General features: G+C 69.5%; 16 protein-coding genes. 6 read left to right on the top strand and 10 right to left on the bottom strand.

What is annotated here, in order from left to right:
- Window positions 1-78: 78 nt before the first annotated feature.
- Complete coding sequence (locus BLQ91_RS03485; protein ID WP_090095069.1) at window positions 79-1,170, top strand: serine hydrolase domain-containing protein; 1,092 nt, start codon at window positions 79-81, stop codon at window positions 1,168-1,170.
- 73 nt (window positions 1,171-1,243) lie between these two features.
- Here BLQ91_RS03485 and BLQ91_RS03490 read toward each other — a convergent pair whose 3' ends face one another.
- Window positions 1,244-2,863: a glycosyl hydrolase family 18 protein gene (locus BLQ91_RS03490; RefSeq protein ID WP_090095070.1), complete on the bottom strand. Its 1,620-nt coding sequence runs from the start codon at window positions 2,861-2,863 to the stop codon at window positions 1,244-1,246.
- Window positions 2,864-3,169: 306 nt separating this feature from the next.
- Window positions 3,170-5,578, bottom strand: a complete 2,409-nt coding sequence (locus BLQ91_RS03495; RefSeq protein ID WP_090095071.1) for an ATP-binding protein — start codon at window positions 5,576-5,578, stop codon at window positions 3,170-3,172.
- 204 nt (window positions 5,579-5,782) lie between these two features.
- Between BLQ91_RS03495 and BLQ91_RS03500 the strand changes: the two genes are divergently transcribed.
- Together BLQ91_RS03500 and BLQ91_RS03505 are read left to right on the top strand one after the other, a co-directional pair.
- The gene (locus BLQ91_RS03500) at window positions 5,783-6,496 is read left to right on the top strand and encodes a response regulator (protein ID WP_090095073.1); all 714 of its coding nucleotides are present in this window, start codon (window positions 5,783-5,785) and stop codon (window positions 6,494-6,496) included.
- A gap of 95 nt (window positions 6,497-6,591) precedes the next feature.
- Window positions 6,592-7,503: a DNA-3-methyladenine glycosylase family protein gene (locus BLQ91_RS03505; protein ID WP_245733055.1), complete on the top strand. Its 912-nt coding sequence runs from the start codon at window positions 6,592-6,594 to the stop codon at window positions 7,501-7,503.
- A 268-nt stretch (window positions 7,504-7,771) separates the two neighbouring features.
- On the opposite strand, the gene BLQ91_RS03510 is transcribed toward BLQ91_RS03505, so the two are convergent.
- The gene (locus tag BLQ91_RS03510) at window positions 7,772-8,653 is read right to left on the bottom strand and encodes a serine/threonine-protein kinase (protein ID WP_090095076.1); all 882 of its coding nucleotides are present in this window, start codon (window positions 8,651-8,653) and stop codon (window positions 7,772-7,774) included.
- Between the two features lie 109 nt (window positions 8,654-8,762).
- Window positions 8,763-10,145: an N-6 DNA methylase gene (locus tag BLQ91_RS03515; protein ID WP_176959548.1), complete on the bottom strand. Its 1,383-nt coding sequence runs from the start codon at window positions 10,143-10,145 to the stop codon at window positions 8,763-8,765.
- Window positions 10,146-10,197: 52 nt separating this feature from the next.
- On the opposite strand from BLQ91_RS03515, the gene BLQ91_RS03520 reads away from it, so the two are divergent.
- Complete coding sequence (locus BLQ91_RS03520) at window positions 10,198-10,893, top strand: PP2C family protein-serine/threonine phosphatase (RefSeq protein WP_090095079.1); 696 nt, start codon at window positions 10,198-10,200, stop codon at window positions 10,891-10,893.
- 54 nt (window positions 10,894-10,947) lie between these two features.
- Here the strand turns inward: BLQ91_RS03520 and BLQ91_RS03525 are convergent, their stop codons facing one another.
- From BLQ91_RS03525 to BLQ91_RS03535, 3 genes are all read right to left on the bottom strand, one after another.
- Window positions 10,948-12,723 carry an alpha/beta hydrolase gene (locus BLQ91_RS03525; RefSeq protein ID WP_245733057.1) on the bottom strand — a complete coding sequence of 592 codons (1,776 nt, stop codon included), beginning with the start codon at window positions 12,721-12,723 and terminating at the stop codon, window positions 10,948-10,950.
- A 176-nt stretch (window positions 12,724-12,899) separates the two neighbouring features.
- Complete coding sequence (locus BLQ91_RS03530; protein WP_236216704.1) at window positions 12,900-13,790, bottom strand: helix-turn-helix transcriptional regulator; 891 nt, start codon at window positions 13,788-13,790, stop codon at window positions 12,900-12,902.
- A gap of 58 nt (window positions 13,791-13,848) precedes the next feature.
- The gene (locus BLQ91_RS03535; RefSeq protein WP_090095081.1) at window positions 13,849-14,664 is read right to left on the bottom strand and encodes an oxidoreductase; all 816 of its coding nucleotides are present in this window, start codon (window positions 14,662-14,664) and stop codon (window positions 13,849-13,851) included.
- Between the two features lie 126 nt (window positions 14,665-14,790).
- Between BLQ91_RS03535 and BLQ91_RS03540 the strand changes: the two genes are divergently transcribed.
- Window positions 14,791-15,318, top strand: a complete 528-nt coding sequence (locus BLQ91_RS03540; RefSeq protein ID WP_090095083.1) for a TetR/AcrR family transcriptional regulator — start codon at window positions 14,791-14,793, stop codon at window positions 15,316-15,318.
- A 3-nt stretch (window positions 15,319-15,321) separates the two neighbouring features.
- Here the strand turns inward: BLQ91_RS03540 and cobF are convergent, their stop codons facing one another.
- The 3 genes from cobF to BLQ91_RS42430 are packed head-to-tail and all read right to left on the bottom strand — an operon-like array spanning window position 15,322 to window position 16,993.
- Entirely contained in the window at window positions 15,322-16,065 is a 744-nt protein-coding gene (gene cobF / locus BLQ91_RS03545) for a precorrin-6A synthase (deacetylating) (protein ID WP_090095960.1), read from the bottom strand.
- Window positions 16,066-16,074: 9 nt separating this feature from the next.
- Window positions 16,075-16,713: a peptidylprolyl isomerase gene (locus BLQ91_RS03550; protein WP_090095084.1), complete on the bottom strand. Its 639-nt coding sequence runs from the start codon at window positions 16,711-16,713 to the stop codon at window positions 16,075-16,077.
- Between the two features lie 46 nt (window positions 16,714-16,759).
- The gene (locus tag BLQ91_RS42430) at window positions 16,760-16,993 is read right to left on the bottom strand and encodes a DUF2306 domain-containing protein (protein ID WP_245733060.1); all 234 of its coding nucleotides are present in this window, start codon (window positions 16,991-16,993) and stop codon (window positions 16,760-16,762) included.
- 669 nt (window positions 16,994-17,662) lie between these two features.
- Here BLQ91_RS42430 and BLQ91_RS03560 point away from each other — a divergent pair.
- Complete coding sequence (locus tag BLQ91_RS03560) at window positions 17,663-18,517, top strand: M23 family metallopeptidase (protein WP_090095961.1); 855 nt, start codon at window positions 17,663-17,665, stop codon at window positions 18,515-18,517.
- Window positions 18,518-18,858 lie beyond the last annotated feature (341 nt).

The following is an 18,858-nucleotide window of genomic DNA, read 5'->3' on the forward strand; positions in this document are numbered from 1 at the left end:
GGACACCAGGGCAAACCCTGAGACGCCGCGCGACCTGAGGTGGATGCGGGGACCCGCCGTTCCCGGCAGGGTGGAGTCATGGGGATTCGACTGGTAGCAACGGTTACCGCAACGAGCCTGCTGGCACTGACCACCGCGGGGGTCGCTTCGGCCGACACCACGGGCGCCGACCGCGAGGTCGTCCAGCAGGCCCTGGACCAGATCGCCCAGGGCGGGGGAGCCCTCGGCGTGCAGGCGCGCGTGACGGACGGGCGGCAGCACTTCACCGCCCGTGCGGGCAAGGCCGAGCTCGGCAGCGACAAGCCGGTTCCGCTCGACGGCCGGTTCCGGGTCGGCAGCATCACCAAGACGTTCGTCTCGACCGTGCTGCTGCAGCTCGCGGGCGAGGGCGAGGTCGACCTGGACGCACCGGTCGTGCGCTACCTGCCGGGCCTGGTCGACGGGCGCATCACCGTCCGGCAGGTCCTGCAGCACACGAGCGGCCTCTACAACTACACGGAGGCGTTGCCGCTCAGCCCGGACGAGTTCGAGAAGATCCGCTACAAGCACTGGTCGCCGCAGGAGCTGCTCGCGATCGCCACGGCCAAGCCGCTCGACTTCGAGCCGGGCACGAAGTGGAACTACTCCAACACCAACTACGTCGTCGCGGGCCTGCTCGTCGAGAAGCTGACGGGCAAGCCGTACGAGAAGGCGGTCGAGCAGCGGATCATCAAGCCGTTGCGCCTCGGCGACACCGAGGTCCCGGGCGACAGGCCGACCATCAAGGGCCCGCACGCGCACGGCTACTGGACGGCGAACGGCAAGCCGTCCGACATCACCCGCATCAACCCGTCCGTCGCGTGGGCGGCCGGTGAGATGATCTCGACGACCCGCGACCTGGACACGTTCATCGTCGCGCTGTCGAGCGGGAAGCTGCTCAAGCCGGCGCAGCAGCAGGAGATCAGCAAGACCACCGAGGTCAGCCCGGACTACGGTCTCGGTCTCGGCGTGCAGACCTTGCCCTGCGGCACGAAGGTGTGGGGCCACGGCGGCGGCATCCCCGGCTACTCCACGGAGATGCTGTCGACGCCGGACACCAAGAAGCGCCTGGAGCTCTCGGCGACGAGCGCGCCCACCCCGGGCGACCCCGGTGACGCGCTCGGCAAGATCCTGAACGAGGTTTTCTGCTGATTTCGGGCGAACGAAAGGGGAGCTGGGCTGACCAGCTCCCCTCCCGGCGTTCATGAAGGACGACCCGGGTGGACTACCCGAGGGCGTTCTTCATCGCGGTGATCAGCTCTCCGTTCGCGGTGTCACCCGTGAGCTCCCAGAAGAACGCGCCGCCGAGACCCTGGCTGCGTGCCCACTGGATCTTGCTGGTGATCGTCTGCGGGGTGTCGTAGCTCCACCACTGGCCGTTGCAGAACGCGTAGGCCGTGCCGGCGATGGTGCCGGTGGCGGGGCACTTCGTCTTCAGGACCTTGTAGTCCTCGATGCCCGCCTCGAACGTGCCGGGAGCCGGACCGGTCGCCGTGCCACCGGGGGCAGCCTGCGTCACACCCGTCCAGCCGCGGCCGTAGAAGCCGATGCCGAGCAGGAGCTTGCTCGCCGGAACGCCCTTGCCGCGCAGCTTCGAGATCGCGGCCTCGGAGTTGAAGCCGGCGGTCGGGATGCCGGGGTACGACGTCAGCGGGGAGTGCGGAGCCGTCGGGCCCTGAGCCGCCCACGCACCGAAGTAGTCGTACGTCATGACGTTGTACCAGTCGAGGTACTGCGACGCGCCGCCGTAGTCGGCCGCGTCGATCTTGCCGCCGGCGGAGCCGTCAGCGGTGATCGCAGCGGTGACGAGGAAGTTCTGGCCGAACTTGGTGCGCAGCGCCTGCGCCATGTTCTTGAACGCCGCCGGGCCGCTCGTGTCGCACGACAGGCCACACGCGTTCGGGTACTCCCAGTCGATGTCGATGCCGTCGAACAGACCGGCCCACCGCGGGTCCTTGAGCAGGTTGTAGCAGGAGTCGACGAACGCGGGCAGGTTCCGCGACGCCTCTCCGAAGCCGCCGGACCAGGTCCAGCCACCGAACGAGTACAGCACCTTGATGTGCGGGTACTTCTTCTTCAGCTTGAGCAGCTGGTTGAAGTTGCCGCGCACCGGCGCGTCCCACGTGTCCGCGACGCCGTCGACGCTCTCCGCCGCGGTCATCGCCTTCTCGATCGCGGGGAAGGCCTCACCGATGGTGCACTTGCCGCCGACCACGTTGCCGAACGAGTAGTTGATGTGCGTGAGCTTCGACGCCGAGCCCGAGGTGTCGATGTTCTTCACCTGGTAGTTGCGCGCCGGGTACACACCCCACTCGGCGAAGTAGCCCAGGTTGATCTTCCCGGGAGGCGGCGGCGGACCGGTGGTGGTCGTCGTCGTGGTGGTCGTGGTGGTGGTGGTGGTCGTCGACGTCGTGGTCGTGGTGGTCGGGTTGGTCCCGCCCGCCTCGCACGAGCCGCCGTTGAGCTTGCAGTTGGTCGGCGCACCGAACGTGCCGGTGTACGAGCCGTTGAAGCCGAAGCTCACCGACCCGCCGACACCGATGTTGCCGTTCCAGGTGTTCTTGACCGTGACGGTCTGACCGCTCGTCGTGTAGGAGCCGTCCCACAGCGACGTGACGCGGTGGTTCGCCGGGAGCGTGAACTCGACGGTCCACGACGTCAGGGCCGCCGCGCCGTTGTTCGTGATCGTGTACTTGCCCTCGAAGCCCGTTCCCCAGTCCGAACCCTTGGAGAACGTGGCGGAAACGCCACCGGCGCCGCTAGCAGCGGGCACGACGACGATTCCGAGGACCATCGCGGCGACTGCCGCGAAGAGAGCAGCTAGATGCCATCGGAACTTGGACATCGGTCTCCTCAGTCGCAGGGGTACCGGAACGATGTGGTTTAGACCACTCGAAGGTCAAGGTCTAGACCTCTTCCGTCACTCGAACGGAGTAGTCCGAAAACGGTTCCGAGATGCTGGTTGACCGATTTCTGTCCGGTGGGCGAACACGCGGTGGGCCTGCGAGACCGAGCCCTCGATCTCGTTCAAGACCAAAGCGTTCGCACGGCCGGGTTCGCCCCATCGGGTCAAACCCGGGCCGCCGCGCGCAGGCCGGGGCACGGCCCGCGCTCGGGCAGGCCGCCGACGCGCGGGCCGACGTCTACGCGCTCAGCCGATAGCCCGTTCCGCGCCCCAGGCGGCGATGTCCTCCCGGCTGCGCAGACCCAGCTTCTCCCGCAGCCGGTGCAGCCGCGACGCGACCGTCCGCAGCGACACGTTCAGCCGGTTCGCGATCTGCTGGTTCGTCAGCCCCGTCGCGAGCAGCGCGATCACGCGCCGTTCGTGGTCGTCCAGCGCGTCGAAGGCCGCCTCCGTGCGGTCCAGCCACACCTCGTCGTGGATGAACGCCTCGGTTTCGGCAGCGGTCAACGGCGTGGCAGCGGCGTCTGCGCGCGCAACAGGCAGCATCAGTCGTGCGGTGCGCATCGCGACGGCGACCTTCTCCCTCCAGAACGGGTTCGGCACCACGCCGACGGACCGGCGCATGGCCCGTCCGGTGGCCTCCAGTCGTAGCGCGCGCTCAGCCTGACCCCGCGTCACGGCGACCACGGCCAAGCCTTCCAAGGCGTCCGGTGCGGTCAGCGGGTTGAGGCCGTCCATCCGCAACGCTTCCTGGAAGGCGTGCGTGGCCTCGTCGAGCTCGTCCTGCACCAACGCGACCGTGCCGCGTGTGTTGAGAGCGGAGGCGATGCGCGCGGGAACACCTGACGTGCGCGAGATGGGCAACGCCTTCATGACGTTCTTCTCGGCACGTTCGTGCTTGCCCAGCGACAACGCCGTGCGCGCGAGATCGACCAAGCACGCCGCACGGGCGAGAGGCTCGCCCAGGAGTTCCGCGACGCGCAGGCACTCGGTGCTGTTCTGGTCCGACGCCTCCCACTCGCCGGACGACTGCTGCACCGCCGCCAGCGTGCTGCGGCAGCTCATGACCAGCGCCGGCAGCCCGCTGGCCGCGGCCAGGCGCAGGGCCTCGCGGGACAGGCCGGCGGCCTCGTCGTGATCACCCTGCTCGGCCGCGAACCGTGCCGCGTGGTTCAGGGCCACGCACCGGTAGTCGTCGCGGGTGGACGGTCGCCGCAACGCGTCGCGCAGCATCACCCGCGCCTGGCCGAGCCGTCCGCGCCGCGCGGCGCAGTCGGCCAGCGCGGAAGTGAGGAGCAGCAACCGTTCATCGCCGCGGTCAGCCGCCCACTCGACCGTGCCGAGCAGGCTGTCGACGTGGTTGTCGAGCTTGTGCTGCACTTCCGCGGGCACCGACAGCGGCGAGGTGATCAGCACGTCCGAGAGGTCGGTGAACCACCGGGCGAGCGCCTCGTAGGCGATGTCGGCCTCACCCGCGGCCAGCAGCTTCTCCCTGGCGTGCAGGCGGACGGTCTCCAGCTGCCGGAACCGGGTCGTGCCGGGGACGGCCGCCAGCAACGACTTCGCCTGCAGCCGCGACAGCACGTCGAGCACCGGTTCCGCCGACCGTTCCGACGAGCACACCTCGGTGGCCGCCACCAGGTCGAAGCCGCCGTCGAACACGCTCAGCCTGCGCAGCGCGAACTGCTCGTCCGGCCGCAGCAGCCGGTAGCTCCAGTCGATGGCCTCGCGCAACGAGCTCTGGCGCGACGGCGACTTCCGGCAGCCGAGCGTCAGCAGTTCGAGCGGCTCGTCCATGCGGTCGCAGATGTCCGCGACCGGCAGCAGCTGCACCCACCGCGCGGCGAGCTCGATGGCGAGCGGCATGCCCTCCAGCCGTGCGCACAGCAACGCGACCGCGGCGGTGTTCCCGGCCGTCAGCCGGAAGTCGGGCTTGCGCTCGCGGGCCCTGTCCACGAACAGCTTCACCGCCTCCGACCGCGGCGCCGCCGTCGTGACCAGGTCCCGGTCCGTCGAGGGCACCGGCAGCCCCTCGACGTGGAAGCTGACCTCCCCGGTGATCCACAGGGCCTCGCGGGACGTCGCCAGCACCCGCACGCCCGGGCAGCGGCTCAGCAGCATGTCGGTGAGCTCGGCGCACGTGTCGAGGAGGTGCTCGCAGTTGTCGAGGACCACGACGACCTTCATGTTCACGAGCGTCTCGACGACGGTGTCGCGCAACGGCTCGTCCGGCCGCTCGGCCACTTCCAGCGCTCGGGCGAGGGCGGGCAGGACGTCCGCCGGGGTGGTGACGGCACCGAGCTCGACGAGCACGACCCTGTCGGTCCGGCCGCGCCGCAACCGGCCCGCGCTCTCCAGCGCGAGACGCGTCTTGCCCGCACCCGCACTGCCCACGAGCGTGACGAGCCGATGCCGGCGCAACAGCTGGTCGAGCTTCGACAGCTCCTGCTGGCGGCCGACGAACGTGTCGCGCGCGGCGGGCAGGTTCGACAGCACCCGCAGGTTCTGCCTGGTCGCGGGCGCCGCCGCCGTCACGGTGACCCGGCGGCGGTACGCCCGCTGGCGGCACGCGTTGGAGCAGTAGGACCTGCGTTGCTCGGAGGTGGCGGGAGGCAGCGCGCCGTCGCACGAAGCACAACGTCCGGGGCTGGTCATGAATCCCTCTCCTCAAGCCGTAACGGCAGGCTGTTCCCGTCTCGTTCAAGCGTTCCCGCAGGTGGTGGGTGGTGGGCGTCACCGTGCAACCCGTTACACCTGCGTGCGCGCGAGACGGTGCGCAACCTCGTCGTTATGCCTGCCTTCCCGTGGTGCTCGTTCGGGAACAAACTGGTAGCTGGTCCGGTCTGACAGGGAGAGGTCATGGCGTTGACGACGAGCACCTCGTGGGCGAGCGGAGGTCTGCAACTGGTGGACAAGCCGCGCACGATCACCGTCGGCATCGCCGACGACCAGGTCCTGGTCCGCACGGGAGTGCGCGGCGTGCTGGAGCGCTCCGGCGGCATCGTCGTCATCGGCGAGGCCGGCGACGGCTCCGGCGCCGTGGAGATGGTGCGCCGCCACCGCCCCCAGGTGCTGCTCATGGACGCCTCGATGCCCGGCATGGAAGGCCTCGCCGCCGTCCGCATGGTGCGCAGGAGCGTCCCCGGCACCCAGGTGATCATGCTGTGCACCCCGCAGACCGAGGAGATGCTCTTCCCGGCCCTGCGCGCCGGCGCGGCGGGGTTCCTGTTCAAGAACGGCGAGGCCGACACCCTCGTGACCGCCGTGCGCGCCGTCGCCGCCGGCGAGGCGATCCTGTCGCCGTCCGCCACCCGAGCGCTGGTCGACCACTTCACCGGCGCCGACTCCGAGCGTCGCGACGCCGCGCGCAGCCGCATCAGCCTGCTCACGCGACGCGAGCAGGAGGTGCTGGTGTACCTGGCGCAGGGCATGGCTAACGCGCGCATCGCAAGGCTCATGTACCTCTCGGAAGGGGCGATCAAGGCCCACGTCAGCCGACTGCTGACGAAACTCCGCTGCGACAACCGCGTCCAGGCCGCCCTCATCGCACGCGACGCCGCCCTTCCCTGCTGAAAACCGACAACAACTCCTGCAGCGGCGCACCAACCAGCCTAGCCACGGAATTTCCCGCCGCGAAGCAGGTCACCCGGTTGGCCCCGTCCGGAATGATGTCGCTTTCCCGCCAGCGTCTCGGTTGGAATGGCGTCATGCTTGGCGGTATGCGGCTGAACACGTTCTCGGAACGGTTGCACTTTCAATCACCTCTGTACCCCGACAACCTGTTCGGCCACCTCATCGCCACCGCCGTACCGGGAGTGGAGGAGTGGCGCGACGGCGTCTACCGCCGAACCCTGCGCCTTCCGCACGGATTCGGCATCGCGGCTTTGCGCCCGTTCCCGGACCACGTCGCCTGTACCCTGGAACTGTCCGACTCCCGCGATTCGAACACTGCTCTAGACCTTTGCCGCTTCCTTCTCGACCTCGACACCAATCCATTGACAGTGGATGCGGCTTTGTCCGAAGACCCCCTTTTGGCCCCTTTGGTTTCCGCCGCCCCCGGCCGCCGCGTCCCGCGCACGACCGACGGCGCCGAGTTCGCCATCCGAGCCGTCCTCGGCCAGCAGGTCTCGACGAAGGCGGCCCGAACCCACGCCGCCCGCCTGGTCGCCGCCCACGGCACCCCGGTGGGCGACCTGTTCCTGTTCCCGCACTCCTTCGACCCGGCGACCCTCGCCGTCCCGCAATCGCGCCGCCGCACGATGGCCGCCCTGCTCGCCGCCCTCGACGAGGGGCTCGACCTGTCCGCTCACGCCGACCGCTCAGTCGCGCGTTCCTGGCTCTCGTCGTTGCCGGGTTTCGGGCCTTGGACGGTGGAGACGATCCTGATGCGTGCGCTGGGAGATCCGGACGCGTTCCTGCCCACGGATTTGGGGATCAGGGTGGCGGCGGAGGCTTTGGGGCTGCCGACCACGCCCGCTGCCCTGGTTCGGCGGTCGGAGGTGTGGCGTCCTTGGCGGTCTTACGTCGTGCAGCACCTGTGGGCCACCGGGGATCACGAGGTGAACCGCATTCCGGCGTAGGTTGGCGAGGGTGGTGGTGTGGTTGCGGCCGACGTTGACAACTGTTGTGGCGCAACGGTTCGCTGACTGTTCAACGGAAATCGCTCTCGCGGCGCCCACTCGTCGCAGCCGGACCCGGTCGTGGCATTGGGGGCTGGCTTCGGCCCGCCTCCGCGTGCCGGTTGGCCACGTCGCCACCGGACTGCGCTGCCGGACTCGTCGCCCGCGCCCTGCCACCACAACCGATCGACGCCACCCGCCGCCACCAGCCCTCCGGCACCGCGTCCCGCTACACCTCGCCGAACCGCCGCCCCCGCTGCACGCTCGCGTACATCGCCACCGCCGACCCGTCCCCCACGAACCCGGGCAACGGCGGCGGATCCTGCGCAAACCGTTGCAGCTCCCCGAAAACCTCGAGCGCAGTCGCCGGCCGGTCCCCGGGGTCCTTGGCCAGCAACCGTTGCAGCACCGCGTCGAGCGCACCCGCCACCCGCGGCGGCGCCTCCTTGACGTGCTTGTCGAACACCGCGTACGCCGTGGGGCCGGTGAAGAGCTGCTCGCCCGTCACCATCTCGTGCAGCACGCATCCCAACGCGTACAGGTCGCTGCGCGGCTCGGCGACCCCGCGCTGGATCTGCTCCGGGGCCATGTACGACGGGGTGCCGAGGATCTGCCCGGCGCGGCTGAACGGTGCGACGTCGCTCTCGCGCAGCAGGGCGAGGCCGAAGTCGAGCACCTTCACGGCGCCGTCCGGGCACAGCATCAGGTTGGTGGGCTTGAGGTCGCGATGGCAGATGCCGCGTTCGTGCGCGGCGGCGAGGACCGCGGCGGTCTGCGCGGCGATGTTCGCGGCCCACGCCTCGGGCAGCGGGCCGAACTCGCCGACGAGGTCGGCGACCGTCACGCCGTCGACGAACTGCATGACCTGGAAGAGGCGCTGCTCGTACGTCCCGAAGTCGTGCAGGACCGGCACTCCGGGGTGCTCGAGCTTGGCGACGATCCGCGCTTCCCGCGCGAAGCGCTGGCGCACCTCGTCGTCGCTGCCCGGCAGCCGCAGCAGCTTGACCGCGACCCGCCGGTCCAGGCGCAGGTCCCGGCCCTTGTGGACGGAGCCCATGCCACCCCGCCCCAGCGGCAGGTCGTCGATCTCGTAGCGGTCGGCGATCAGCACGCCGGAAGCCTAACCGCCACGACCTGTTCGCTGGCCACGCGCGCTTCCTCGTACGCGAGACGACGGTAACAGCGTTTCAGGACATCTCGATCGGGTGAATCCAGCCTGCTCACGCCGGTCTGATCTGTCCGCTCAGCAGTCCATTGTAGCCCAAACGGACCAGGGTGACGGCGTCTTCCAAACCGGCCTCCAAGGCCTTGAGCTGCGCGAACGCCTGGCCGTAGCGGCGTTGTTCCTCAAGTGGCAGCGACGGGACCTGCGTCCGGCGAACGTCGAGGCGGGTCGAACCGGTGGGGGTGCGCGCGAACGCGGCGCGCAGGACGCCCTCCAGGAAGTCCGGGTCGACCTTGCGCGGGTTGATCTCGTACGTCGCACCGGTCGGGGACGTGACGACGTGCTCGCCGGGAGACGCGCGCACGAGTTCGCCGATCGTGGTCATCGGCACGGAGGCCGAGGCGCGCAGCTCGGGAAGAGCGGGCAGGTCGAACGCCGGTTGCGCGGCGAGGTACGCGGACACGTCGGTGCCGCTGCGGCGCGCAGGCGACAGGTCGACGTCGTCGTCGAGCAGGTCGAGCACCCGCGTGTTCGGGTCGATCGGGCCGGGCGCTTCCAGCAGCGCGATGTGGTCGGGGGCGCGGCCGACCGGGTTGCGCAGCAGCCACAGGTCGCGGCCCGGCTGCACGGTCATCACGGCGCGCACGGCCCCGGCGCGCAGGAGGTTGCCGCGGATCCGCTTGCCCGGCCGGCGGGACGCCGCGGCCGACGGCAGCAGCACCGCGGCGAGACCGCCGGGCTTGGCCAGCGACAGGCAGTGCTGCAACCACGCCAGCTCCGGCTCACCGCGCGGCGGCAGGCCGTACGTCCAGCGCGCGTCGCCCACCAGTTCCTCGTGACCCCACGCCCGGTCGTGCCACGGCGGATCGCACACAACGGCGTCCGCCTTCTCCTGAACCCCGTTGTGCCGCAACGAGTCCCCGGTGTGGATCTGCGCGGACGGCAGCCGGCGCCGCGCGATGACCGCCGACACGGGGTCGAGCTCCTGGCCGATCTTGTTCCGCGCCCTGGAGGCCTTCAGGAGACCCCCGGTGCCGCAGGCGGGGTCGATCACGGTGTCGCCGTCGGTCGTGGCGAGGACGACGTCGACGACCTCGGGCGGGGTCGGGTTCAGCAGCCGCGAGTGGGCCTCCAGGTAGCGCTCGTGCAGGAACTCGAAGGTCTCGGCGTCGCAGTCGACCGCCGCCAGTGCCTCGCCGAGCCGCAGGTCGTCGACGGTGCGCAGCTGCGTCCACAGGCGTTCGGCGGGGGAGACGCGGAACGGCTTGCCGTTGCGCCGAAGCCACGACTCCACGTCGCGCAGCAGGTACAACGGACTGGAGGCCGTCCCACCGACCGGTGCTGGGAAGTCCTCGAACCGCCGCCGCCAGTTCGACACGGCCGCCCGCCCCACTTCGGCGAGGCGCGCTATGTCACCGGCGTTGACCGTCTCATCCATGTTCACAACCGTATTGCTTGTGAAGTCACTTCACAACTGATCTACTGGAGAGATGACACACGAGCTGCGCATCGCCGTGGCGACCGATCCTGGGCTCGTTCGCGAGCACAACGAGGACTCGGTCTACGTCCGCCAGGACCTGCAGGCCGTGGCGGACGGCATGGGCGGCCACGAGTACGGCGAGGTGGCCAGCGCGCTCGCGGTGAACGTCCTCGCCGACTGGCGGGGCGACCTCGGCCCCGCGGTGGCCGAGATCGCGCGCAGGCTCGACGCCGAGACGCCCCAGGGCGCCGGCACCACGCTCACCGCGATGCGCTGGGAGGGCCTCGCCTTCCAGTTGGCGCACATCGGCGACTCCCGCGCGTACGTGCTCAGGGAAGGCGAACTGCGCCAGCTCTCCCACGACCACACGATGGTGCAGGCCCTGGTCGACGCCGGCCGCATGACGCCCGAGGAGGCGGCGAACCACCCGCGCCGCGCGTACGTCCTGAGAGCGCTGCAGTCCGGCAACTCCCACGAGCCGGACCTGTCGTGGCACCAGGCCAAGGTCGAGGACCGCTACCTGATCTGCAGCGACGGCCTCACGGACTACGCGGACCTGGCGGAGGTCCACGAGATCCTGCTGTCCACTGAGGACGGAACGGACGCCGCCTGGCAGCTGGTCGCGCTCGCCAACGGCAACGGCGGCCCGGACAACATCACCTGCGTGGTCATCGACGTCGTCCGCAAGAAGTGGTGGCAGCGCTGAGAAGTGGAAGCGGCTCCCGGCACATCGTGCCGGGAGCCGCAGCTTCGAGGGGTGTTACAGGTTGGCCGGCATGCCCGACTCGTCGGCCGCCGCCGTCGAGGAACCGCTCAGCAGGTCCTTGACGATCTTGTTGGCCTCCTTGACGGCGGGCGTGATCATCTTGATCTTCACCTTGCCGTTGGTGAGCTTGCCGCCGACGTCGAACGTCTTGTCCTCACCGGGAAGCGGGAGCGCCTGGCAGCCGGTGAACTGCTTGCGCGGGGTCGCACCGGTCTGGAAGTAGAAGACGATCGGGTCGTCGACGCAGTCCGTGTTGTACGGGAACAGGCCGTGCGTGCCCTCGTTGTCGACGCTGATCAGCTTGGCGTTCGGCAGAGCCTTCGCCGTGGCCAGGCCGCCCTCGTACGCCGTGGCGGCGTCGAGCTCGGACTGCGCGACGAGCAGACGCGGGAACGTCTTCTTGTCCGCCTTCGGCATCGAGTTCTTGGTCGGCCAGTAGGCGCACAGCGGCGTGGACATGAACGGCGCGATGAACGGCGCGTTCACGGTCAGGTCGGCCAGCCAGTAGTTCCAGTAGTGCAGGTTCTGGTTCCACTGACCGTCCTGGCAGCGGATCGCCTCGAACGTCGCGTCCCAGGTCTCGACCTCGGCGGCGGCGGTCGTGGACTTCACCGCGACGCGCTCCTTCTTGGCGATGGCGGCCAGCGCGTTGCCCTTGGCCTTGGCGATGAACGCCTTGTTCTCGTCGGTGAGGCCCGCCGTCGCGAGCATCTTCGAGACGATCTGCTCGACCTTCTCCGAGGCGGTGCCCTCGCTACCGGCCGCGTCGATCACCGAGGCGACCGCGGAGGCCGCCGCGTGGTACTGCGAGGTGTCGTACATCGCCGGGATCACGAACCACGCGACGAAGAGCTGCCCGACGAACTCGCGGGTGCCGCCGGCCTTCTCCCAGTTGCGGCGGATCTCCATCGGGTCGGTGCCCTGGCCGTACTTGGCGTCGTTGCGCGCCATGAACGGCAGCAGCGCCTCCTGGAACTGGCGGTCGCGGGTGCGCGGCTGCAGGTCCCAGGTGTTCTCGAGGGTCGACTGCGAGGCGTCGACGGCCGAGTCGAGCAGGAAGCGGTGCGCCTTGCTCGGGAACGTGGCGGCGTACCAAGTGCCGAGCCACGTGCCGTAGGAGTAGCCGATGTAGCTCATCTTCTTCTCGCCGAGCACGACGCGGATGAAGTCCATGTCGTAGGCGGTCTGCTCGGTGGTGATGAACTCGGTCAGCGGGTTCTCGAGGCAGCCGTCGACCTTCGCCTTGTTCAGCACGTTGACGTCGGTGCTGTTCGGCACGGTGTAGCTGCAGGTGAGCGGCGTGGAGAGGCCGACACCACGCGGGTCGAAGCCGATGAAGTCGTACTGGCCCGCGAGCACCGGGGTGCGCAGGGCCATGGCCGCGCCCCACGGCAGGCCGGAGCCGCCGGGACCGCCGGGGTTGACCAGCGCGATGCCCTGGCGGCTGGTGCCCTTGTGCGCGGTCTCGGTCTTGGAGACCCGGATGCCGATCGTGTTGCCGTCGGCCGGGTTGTGCCAGTCGCGCGGGACCTGGATGGTCGCGCAGGCGAGGCCCTTGACGGTCTTGAACTTCGCGACGGTCGCGGGGTCGACGCCGGGGAAGGTGCACTCCTCCCAGGTCACCTTCTGGGTGGCGAGCGCGCCCGCGAGCTTCTGCGTGTCCGGGTCCTGCCCGGCGGCGGCCGCACCCGCGGCCGGCGTGAGCACGATGCTCGACGCGACCAGCGCCCCTGTGACCGCGGCGATGCCGCCTCTGACGAACTTCCTCACGGTGGATCCCTTCCTGCCCCCGCACGGCCGAGAGAGGCCGCGCATGCAACAGAGGAGAAAGGGAAAAGCCCGCGTTTAACACTCCTGGGTGATGGCGGAAAGTCGCCATGTCTGAAAACTGTCACCGAAAGTGTTCGCAGAGTAATGAAGATCAATGTCTCAATTGCTGAGGGTGACTAGAGCCAACCCCGCCGTGACGCCTGCACCCCGAGTTGGAACCGGGTCTGGGCCCCCAGCAACTGCTGCAACCGACTTACCCTGCGGTGCACCGTCCGGTCGCTCACGCCGAGCTCGCGCGCGATCGACTCGTCCGTCAGACCGGCGCTGAGCAGTGCCATCAACCGCCGGGTCGCGGTCGTCGGCTCCTGCTGGGTGTCCTCGCCGGTGCTCGGCGTGATCGACACGGCCATCCGCCAGAACGCCTCGAACAACTCGCTGAGCGCACTCAGTAGCACGGACGGGTGAATGAGCAGTGCCACGACGTTCCCGCCCTTGACCGTCGGCACCGCGATCAGCGCCCGGTCCGAGTCGGCGATGACGAGCTTGAGCGGCACCCCGGGGAACGTCCGCGCCTGCTCACCCACGGCGATGCTCTCCTGCACCGACGCGAACCCCCGTTCGGTCTGCAGCAACGCCGACTCGTAGACGACCCGGTACGCGACGCCGCGGGCCAGCGCCGGCGGCTGCGCGGGGCTCGCCTCGGGCTGCGGGCTGAGGTACGAACCGGGGTCGAGCGCCCGGACCTCCGTCTTCGCCTGGCTCTGCATCTCCTCGAACGCGCTGATCACCTCGCCCGCGTCCTTGAGGACCTCGACGAAGTCGACCTCCTTCGCCCCGTGCTCGGCGTAGGCGGCGGCCAGGACCTCGGCGGTCTCCCGCGCCCTGGCGGCCGCGGCCTCGTGGCTCGACGCGATCGCGGCCAGCGCTGACCGCGGTGGGCGCACCTCGTTGTTCCTGACCAGACCGAGCCGTTCGAGCTCCGCGTGCGCGGCGCCGAGTCCCACGTCGGCTCCGCGCAACATCGCCAGGTACAGCTGTTCGGCCTCCGGCGACAGCCCCTCGTGCACACGACTCCCCTCGGTGGTTCTGAACCGAAGGTACCTGGTCAGACAGGAGGAACAGGGGTTAGGCGAACCGGCGCATCGCCCCGAGGAACAGCGCGTCGAACGCCCGGTCGGACAGCACCCTGCGCGCGAACAGGACCGGCCGCGCCCCGAACCCCGCCGCGTACCGCGTCCGCGGCCTCCTCGCCTCGGCGGCCTTCACGATGACGTCCGCGATGACCTTGGGCTCACTGGCGCGGTCCATCTGCGAGAAGAACCCCGCCAACTGCTTGACCTGCTCCGCGTACGCACCACCGCCGGACGTCTTCTCGAGGTTCTCGACGGCGATCCCACCCCACTCGGTCTTGATGCCGCCGGGCTGGATCACCACGACGTCGACCCCGAACGGCTTCAGTTCGAGCCGCAGCGAGTCGCTCAACCCCTCGACCGCGAACTTCGTCGAGTGGTACCAGGCGCCGAGCGGCTCGTAGATGCGCCCGCCGATCGAGGAGACGTTGATGATCCGCCCGCGGCCTGCTTCCCGCATGTGCGGCGACACCAGCTGGACCAGCCTCGCAAGCCCGAAGACGTTGACCTCGAACTGGTACCGCGCCTCGTCCAGCGGCACGTCCTCGACGGCGCCGTACGACCCGTAGCCCGCGTTGTTGACGAGCACGTCGATGCGCCCGGTCTCGGCGATGATCTTCTTGACGCCCTCGGTCATCGACCCGTCGTCGGTGACGTCCATCTCGAGCACCCGGACGCCCTTCGCGGCGAGCCCCTCCATCCGCCGCACCCGGCGCGCCGCCGCGTAGACGGTGTAGCCGGCCTTCTGCAGCTCCTGCGCCGTGGCCTCGCCGATTCCCGACGAAGCACCCGTGACCAGTGCGACCTTCATGCCCTACTCCTGACCGACCGTACTAACTAACTGTTTGGTTGACAGAGTTAGACAACCACGTCCCGGGGCAAGATGTCAACCAACTGGTTAGTTGCCTCTACCAACCGGTTGGTTAAACTGGCGGGCGTGGTGAGGGACAAGGAAGCGACCAAGGCCAAGTTGCTGGAAGCGGCGCTCGACGAGTTCGCCGAGTACGGCATCGCCGGCGCGCGCGTCGACCGCATCGCGGCCAAGGCGGGCTGCAACAAGGCGATGATCTACGCCTACTTCGGCAGCAAGGAGGGCCTGTTCGACCAGCTGCTGAAGATCCAGATCGACCACGTCGTCCAGTCCGTGCCGATCACGCCGGACGACCTCCCGGGCTACGCGGGCCGGTTGTTCGACGCCTACCAGGAGGAGCCGAGGCTGCTCCGGCTCGCGGCGTACCACCGCCTGGAGAACGGCTTCGACACGATCCCGGAGCCGGAGGCACAGGCGCACCGGCACAAGGTCGAGGCCATCGCTCAAGCCCAGGTGGAAGGCAAGATCACCGCGGTGTTCAACGCCACGGACCTGCTCGACCTGGTCGTGCACATGTCGATCCTCGCGTTCAGCACGCCGAACGCGTCGAGGGACCTCGTCGTCCGCTCCGTCGAGCGGCTGATCGCGGAGTAGCGGTCAGGGCCTGCGCAGCAGGTAGGTGTCCATGATCCAGCCCTTGCGCGCACGGGCCTCCTCGCGCACCGAACGGATCTCCGCCGCCACGTCCCCGACCCGCCCCGACACCAGGATCTCGTCGGGCATCCCGAGGTAGGCGCCCCAGTAGATCCACGTGTCGGGGTCCACGCCCTCGAACGAGTACGAGGCGTCCAGCATCACGGCCACGTCGTCCACGCCGGACGGCCAGCCCTCGGCGAGCCGGCGCCCGGTCGTGATCTGCACCGGCTTGCCGACCCGGTTCAGCGCCACCCGGTGCCCTGCCGTCAGCGCCGCGACCGACGTGACGCCCGGGATGACCTCCACCTCGAACGACTCGCCGCGGGCCAGCAGGTCGTCGAGGATCGCCAGCGTCGAGTCGTACAGGGACGGGTCGCCCCACACCAGGAACGCCCCGACCTCGTCCTCGCCCAGTTCGGACAGCAGGCCCAGGCACACGTCCGCGCGCGCCCGGCGCCACGCGTCGATGGTCGCGGTGTAGTCGGCGGGGGTGCGGTCGCGGTCCGGGTCGCGGCCCTCGACCCAGCGGTACGGCCGCGTCACGTGCGCCTTCAGGATCGACGCCCGCAGGTCGACGAGCTCCTGCTTCACGGAACCCTTGTCCAGCACGAAGTACACGTCGACCGTCTGCAACGCCTTGACGGCCTGCACCGTCAGGTGGTCGGGGTTGCCCGCGCCGATACCGATGACCAGGATCTTTCGCACGGCCACACACTAACCAGCGAGGACGTGCAGGATCCTCACCGGCTTGCGGGGAGCACCGTCGAGCAGGCCGTCGGGCTGCGGCACGATCCCGGCCTTCACGATCCGGTCGAGCGTGTCCATGCCGTAGGTCACGTGGCCCATCACGGTGTAGACGGGCTTGATGTTGGCGAACGAGTGCACGATGAAGAACTCGCTGCCGTTCGTGCCGGGTCCCTGGTTGCCGTACGCGATGGTGCCGCGCGGGTAGGTCTCCCGCCCCGTCACCTCGTCGGCGAACCGGTAGCCCGGCCCGCCCTCTTCGGCGCGGTGGATGTCACCGCACTGCAGCACGCCCAGGCGCGTGGTGTCGGTCAGGCGCCAGCACTGCGTCATCGTGTAGAACCAGCTCCGCGCCAGGTGGGCGAAGTTCTCGACACCGCACGGCGCGTTGGCGCGGTCGAGGTCCGCGACGACCACGCCGTAGTTCGTCGCGATGGTGACCTTCACGGTTCCCCGCGCGGGCACCACGGACCTCGGTGGCTGGACGGGGCGGGCGGCCGGGTTCTCCGGCGTCGGGATGAACTCGCACTTCGCGGTCGGGGTGGCCGGCGCGGCGGACGCGACCGGGGCGAGGGCGACTATCATCAGCACAGCGAGCAGCAGCCTCATGGGAACCGACCGTAGCCGCCGCGCAACCCCTTGTCAGCCTGCCGGATCACAAGCTGACCACCTCCCGCTGCCCCGCCACCGCACGCCGCCGCCGGGGCTGGCGCTCCAGCCACCACTGCGAGATCAGCAACGGCACGGTCCACCCCGCCCAGGTCGAGATCCCGGCGATCGTGGCCGGCGGCTCCGCCTGCGGCACGCGGTCCGCGAACAGCAGGAACGCGACCACGCCCCAGATCCGGTTCGTGATGATCGAGACGGTCAGCGCGAAGCTGCGGATCATCCACCTGCGGTGGTCGCGGAACTGCCGCTGCCGGGCCGCACGCCACGGCCGATTCGGCGGTGCGACGCGGGGAAGCGGCCGCGGAGCCAGGGCCAGATCTGCACCACGCACGTGACGATGGCGATCGACGAGCAGACGACGTGCACCACGAGCAGGGGGTAGTGCGGCCCCAGTCCGACTGCACGCGCGCCTGCAGGCGGTCGCCGGTCAGGTAGGGCGGCAGCGAGAACGCCACGAAAGCCAGCACCACGAACGCCAACGGGCCCACCCAGGGCTTGCGCAACCACGTCATGCGGCCACGACGGCGGGTGCCGCTGACCGATCGCGCACCGATCGCTGACGTCCACGACCTCGTCCGCCGACCGGCTGCGAAACGCACGAGTCAGTCCACATCGGACAGAAAGGGGGTGTGCCGGTCGAGCCGCCCCGCCCCGCCGTGGGCGCACCGGGCGGCCAGCGCCTCGCGCAGGAGGCCGCAGCGCCGGCGACAGCGTTGTGCTGTGGTTCTGACACCTCGCTGACAGCTGACCGGGTGTAGCTGTCAGGTCGCTGTGAGCGCACACCGGCAGTGTCAGCGCCATGGGGGAGCGCGGCTCGACCGGCTGCACCACCGTCCGGCCGTCTCAGGCCCGCACCGCAGAACCGTTTTTGGACGACGAGGGGAAGACCATGAACGTCAAGAGGATGATCTCCGGGGTCGCCGGTCTCGCGATCGGTCTGGGGGTGCTGGTGCTCGGCGCTCCGCAGGCCGGCGCCGCCACCAACTTCGAGCTGCCCTTCCCGTGCGGGCAGACCTGGTCGGGCCAGACCCGCACCGGCCACAGCCCGCAGCTCGCGATCGACCTGAACCGCGGCGCGGACGAGGGCGACGCGGTCGTGGCGTCGGCGGCCGGCAAGGTCAGCAAGGTCCGCAACGAGGGCAGCACGAGCTACGGCCGCTGGGTCGAGATCGACCACGGCAGCGGCTGGACCACGCGCTACGCCCACCTGTCCGCGCAGAAGGTGTCGGTCGGCCAGAGCGTCTCGCAGGGCCAGACCATCGGCAACGTCGGCAACACCGGCGGCTCGACCGGCGCCCACCTGCACTTCGAGCAGCTGCTGAACGGGACGCCGCAGAAGATCAAGTTCTCCGGGACGACGATCCTGTACTACGGCACCAAGAGCTACAAGTCGAACAACAAGTGCGGTGGCGGCGGCACCACCAACCCGTACACCCCCGAAGAGGCGTGCGGTGACGGCTACAAGGTGGTCGACGGCGCCGACGTCACCGGTGCCCGCGTCTCGCTGCTCTACAACGCGTCCAACGGTTACAACTGCGTCGTCGCGATCAAGACCACCAAGATCGGCACCGCCTCGGACGTCGGTGCGTTCCTCGAGGTCCAGGGCGAGGCCCGCACGACCGACCGCGACGAGTACGGCTACTACGCCGGGCCCGTGAAGAAGAAGGCGCCCGGCAAGTGCGTCAAGTGGGGCGGCGTGGTCGGTTCCTCCAGCTACACCAGCGCTTTCGAGCACTGCGGCTGACTCCTGGCTGACCCCGGCTGATCCAGCCGTCCACGGGGTCCACCGGATCCTCCCTGCGCAGACCGGGTGTGCCGAGCAATCGGCCGCCCGGTCTGCGTGCTTTCGCGTCCCGCTCCGGCCGGCAGCGAGCCACTGTGAACGACGAAGGCCGCACGGGAGCAACCGACTGACGGGGCAGTCGGGAATTGTCCGTCACAGGAGGTGCGCGAATCCACCTTCGAACAGCGAAAAGTCGTGTCAAAATCGACCGGGGGGGGACCAGTGCGGGCACCGATCGGCGACGCCGCGGATCAACGTCGTCGCAGTGGCGAAAAGCAGAACCGGGATTTGCGGTAACGTCG

Source organism: Lentzea jiangxiensis (assembly GCF_900104175.1).
GTDB lineage: Bacteria > Actinomycetota > Actinomycetes > Mycobacteriales > Pseudonocardiaceae > Lentzea > Lentzea jiangxiensis.